The 4,852-nt window shown below is 73.8% G+C and carries 1 protein-coding gene and 1 pseudogene; both read left to right on the forward strand.

Features of this window, described 5'->3' with window-relative positions:
• A partial coding sequence (locus tag VF665_RS24510; RefSeq protein ID WP_331056122.1) for an amino acid adenylation domain-containing protein occupies positions 1-3,841 on the forward strand: 3,841 nt, incomplete at its 5' end.
• Positions 3,838-4,852: pseudogene (locus tag VF665_RS24515) on the forward strand (ABC transporter ATP-binding protein); the annotation flags it as partial. The gene VF665_RS24510 and the pseudogene VF665_RS24515, both read left to right, overlap by 4 nt.

Genomic DNA, 4,852 nt, shown 5'->3' on the forward strand with positions numbered 1-4,852 from the left:
GCTGCGCACCACCTTCCGGGAAACAGACGGCGTGGCACGGCAGGTGGTGCACCCGCCCACCCGCTTCACCCTTGCCGGCGAGGACCTGTCGGCGCTGGCGGCGGGCGAGCGCGAGGCCGGGCTGCGCGAACGCATCGCCGCCCTGTCGGGAACGGTCTTCGACCTGGAGAACGGCCCCCTCGTCGCCGCCCGGCTGGTGCGGCTGGGGATGGACGACCACGCGCTGCTCATGTGCATGCACCACATCGTCACCGACGGGTGGAGCCTGCGCCTGGTGATCGACGAGACGTGGGCGCTGTACGACGCCTACGCAGCCGCCCGGCCCTCGCCCCTTCCGGAGCCGGCGCTGCAGTACGGCGACTGGGCCGTGTTCCAGCGCGCCCAGGCGCAGCGCGAGTCCGAGGAAAAGCACGTGGCGTACTGGCGCGGCCGGCTGGAGGGCGGGCCGGAGCTTCTGGAGCTTCCCGCCGACCACGTGCGCCCGCCCCAGCCGTCGTTCCGGGGCGGCCGGGTGCCGGTGAGCGTCAACTCCGAAACGGCCGACCGCCTGCGCGCACTGGTGCGCGGCGAAAGCGCCACCCTGTTCATGGGGGTGCTGGCCGGCTTCAAGGCGCTCCTGGCGCGCTGGAGCGGGGCGGACGACCTGGTGGTGGGCACCCCCATCGCGGGGCGCACCCGCCGCGAGGTGGAGGACGTGGTCGGGCTCTTCATGAACACGCTGGTTCTGCGCACCGACCTTTCCGGCGACCCCACCTTCCGCGAGCTGCTGGGGCGCGTGCGCGAGACGGTGCTGGGCGGCTACGAGCACCAGGACGTGCCCTTCGAGCGGATCGTGAGCGAGCTGCGCCCCGAGCGCTCGCTCAGCCACAGCACCCTGTTCCAGGTGCTGTTCCAGCTCGACACCGCCGCCGAAGGGGGTGAGGGGCCCCGGCGCGCGCTGGCCATGAGCGACCTGCCCCGCGACAGCGACACGGCCAAGCTGGACCTGGCGCTCCTTCTTCACGCCGGCAGCCAGGGGATCTCGGGCGGGCTGCAGTTCAGCGCCGACCTCTTCGAGCGCGGGACGGCGGCGCGCATGGCCGAGCAGCTGGAGCGCCTGCTGGACCGGGCCGCGGCCAACCCGGACGAGCGGATCTCGCGGCTCAGCATCATGGGCCGCGCCGAGCGCGACCGGCTGCTCGCGTGGAACCGCACCACCACGCGGTATCCCGCGGAAAGCTGCATCCACCAGCTGTTCGAGGCGCAGGCCCGGCGCACTCCGTACGCGGTGGCCCTCACCTATCGGGGAACTTCGCTCACCTACCAGGAACTGGACGCCCGCGCCAACCAGCTCGCGCACCACCTGCGCGGCAGGGGCGTGGGGCCGGAGGTGCGCGTGGGGGTGTGCCTGGAGCGCAGCCTGGAACTGCTGGTGAGCATCCTGGCAGTGATGAAGGCCGGCGGCGCCTACGTTCCCATGGACCCGGCGCACCCCGCGGACCGCATCGCCTACCTTCTGGACGACAGCGGGGTGGCGGCGCTGCTCACGCAGGAGCACCTCTGCCCGCGGTTCTCGTCGCGGAGCCACGTGGCCCTGGTGGCGGTGGACGCGGCCTGGCCCGCCATCGCGCGGGAAAGCGAGGCGCCGGTTGAGACCGGGGTCACGTCCGAGAACCTGTGCTACGTCATCTACACCTCGGGGAGCACCGGCCGGCCCAAGGGCGTGGCCATGCACCACCGCGGCGTGAGCAACTACATCCACTGGGGGATCCGCTACTACGGGGCGGATACGGGAACGGGCGCGCCCGTCTTTTCGTCCATGGCCGTGGACCTCACGGTGACCAACCTGCTTCCGCTCTTTGCCGGGCGCACGGTGCACCTGCTTCCGGAAGAGTCGCCGGTCGAAGCGCTGGCCGAGGCCATCCGCCACCGCCCCGGGTTCGGCCTGATCAAGATCACCCCCATTCACCTGGGGCTGCTGAACACCATGCTCACCCCCGACGAACTGGCCGAGGCGGCGCGCACCCTGGTGATCGGCGCCGACTTCCTGAGCGCGGAGCCCACGGTGTTCTGGCAGGAGCACGCCCCGCACGTGCGGCTGATGAACGAGTACGGACCCACCGAAACGGTGGTGGGGTGCTCCGCCTACGTGCTCCCGGCCGGCCGCCACCGGGGCGGGCCGGTGCCCGTGGGCCGGCCCATCGCCAACCTGGCCTTCTACCTCCTGGACGGGAACGGCGAGCCGGTGCCCGTGGGCCTTCCCGGCGAGCTGTACATCGGCGGGGCGGGGGTGGCCCGCGGCTACCTGGGCCGCCCGGCGCTCACCGCCGAAAAGTTCGTCCCCGACCCCTTCGCGCGGGACGCCGGCGCCCGCATGTACCGCACGGGCGACCGCGGCCGCTACCTGGCCGACGGAAACCTCATGATCCTGGGGCGCACCGACAACCAGGTGAAGATCCGCGGCTACCGCGTGGAGCTGGGCGAGATCGAGACGGTGCTGCGCCGCCACCCCGGCGTCCGCGACGCGCTGGTCACCGTGCGCGAGGACCGCCCCGGCGACCGCCGCCTGGTGGCGTACATCGTGGGCGACGCGGCCGGGCCTGCGGAGCTGCGCGACCACCTGCGCCGCACCCTTCCCGAGTACATGGTGCCCAGCGCCTTCATGGTGATGGCGGCGCTGCCGCAGACCCGCACCGGCAAGCTGGACAAACGCGCCCTTCCGGCCCCCGAGTACGGCAAGGCCACCCTGGAGATCGAGGAGCCGCTGACCTTTGCCGAAGCGCAGCTGCTGCAGATCTGGGAAGAGCTGCTCGGGGTCGCGGGGATCGGGCCCACGCAGAACTTCTTTGAACTGGGCGGCAACTCGCTCCTGGCGCTGCGGCTGGTGGCGGCCGTCAACAAGCGGCTGGGCTGCGACCTGCCGGTGGCCACCCTGTTCGCCGGCGCCACCGTGCGGCGGATGGCCGAGGGGATCGAGGAGCAGCACGCCGGCGGCGCGGCGCCGTCGGCGGTGGTTCCCATGCAGCCGCACGGCAGCCGCCCCCCCGTGTTCTGCGTGCACCCGGCCGACCGCAGCGTGATGGGCTACGTGAACCTGGTGCGCCACCTGGGCCCCGACCAGCCGGTGTACGGGCTGCGCGACCTGGGCGTCGACCTGTCGCGCCCGGTGGCGCAGATCGCGGCCGAGCACGTGGCCGCCATCCGCGAGGTGCAGCCGCACGGGCCGTATTCCCTGGTGGGATGGTCGTTCGGCGGATACGTGGCGTACGACATGGCGCTGCAGCTCCGCCGCGCCGGTGAGGAGGTGGCGTTCCTGGGGCTGCTGGACACCATGAGCATCGACCTGGTGCACGCGTGGCCCTGGACCCGGGACGCCGACTTCATCCTGGGCGCGGCTCACGACGTGGCCGCGCTGGGCCGCCGCCCCTTCGTCTTCGAGCGCGCCTCGCTGGACGGGGTGGAGTCGCCCGAGGCGGTGCGCCGGGTGATGGCCGCTCTGCGCGGCCAGGGCGCCGCCCCCGCCGAGTTCGGCGAGGCCCACCTCACGGCAATGTACCAGATGCTCCGCGACCGGGTGCGCAGCCGCGCCGGCTGCCGGGCCGAGCCGTTCGACGGAACCCTCACCCTGTTCCGCGCCAGCGAGGCCGGCGACCGCATGGCGGCGTTCCTGGCGCCGTACACGGACGAGGAGAAGCGGACCATGGGGTGGTGCCGGCACGCCCGGGTGGAGGTGCGGCCCGTTCCCGGAACGCACGTCACCCTGGCTTCCGAGCCGCACGTGCGCACCCTGGCCCGCGAGGTGGAGCAGGCGCTCAAGGCCGCGCACCCGGGCGCTTGCTCCGGGGCGGAGGCCGTTTCGTGACCGTGGCCTTCGCGCGCTGGCGCGCCTTCGCCGGCCTGCTCTGGCGCGCCTCGCCCGCGCGGGTCCTGGCCTTCGGGGCCCTGGTCCTGGCCGCGGGGCTCCTTCCCGCCGGGGTGATCCTGGCCACCGGCGCCCTGATCCGCGCCATCCCCGCGGTGGTGGACCACGGCATGGCCGGCGCCGCCGGAAACGCCGCGCTCCTGGCCCTGGCCGCCGTGGCCCTGGGCACGAGCGCCCTGTCGGTGGCGGGGAGCCTGCTGGCCCAGCAGGCCGCCGTCCTGGACGCGGCGTTCGCGCTGGAGGTGCACCACACCGTGGCCCGCGCCGCGCTGGAAACGCCCGGCGTGGCCGCGCTGGAAGATCCCGCCTTCGCCGACGAGCTGGAGGCGGTGGCCGAGGCCGAGCGGACGGGTGTGCTGCAGACCCCCGTGACCCAGCTTTCCGGCGTGCTCACCACGAGGCTGCAGGGGGCCGGCGCCTTCATCATCCTGCTGGGGTTTGCCTGGTGGGCGCCGCTGGTGCTGGCCGCGGCGTGGCACCTCACCAACCGCGTGTACCTCAACTCCATCGAGCGCCTGCCCAGCGTCGCCGCGGGGCAGCGCCGCGCCGACTACCTGCGCTCGCTGGCGGTGGACCCGGCGGCCGCCAAGGAGCTGCGCATCTTCGGCCTGGCGGGGTGGGCGGTGTCGCAGTACAGCGACGTCCGGCTCGAGGCGCTGGGCGTGGTGTGGCGCAGCCGCAAGGCCGACCGGCGGCTGAACGCCGCCGCCCTCGCGGCGCTGGGCGCCTCGCACGGGCTGGTGCTGGGCGCCCTGGGCGTGGCGGCCAGCCGGGGCCAGGTGGAGCTTGCCGCGCTCTTCGTGTTTCTGCAGGCCGTGCTCGCCACGTCCGACCTGGGGCTGCTGGGCGACCCGCAGAAGTGGACCGCGCAGGCGCTGCACCTGGCCGAGCGGGTGACCACGCTGCGGCCGCGCTTTGGCCTGGCCGCCCCGGCCGCCGGGTCCGCCTCCG

The sequence above is a fragment of the Longimicrobium sp. genome, assembly GCF_036387355.1.
GTDB lineage: Bacteria > Gemmatimonadota > Gemmatimonadetes > Longimicrobiales > Longimicrobiaceae > Longimicrobium.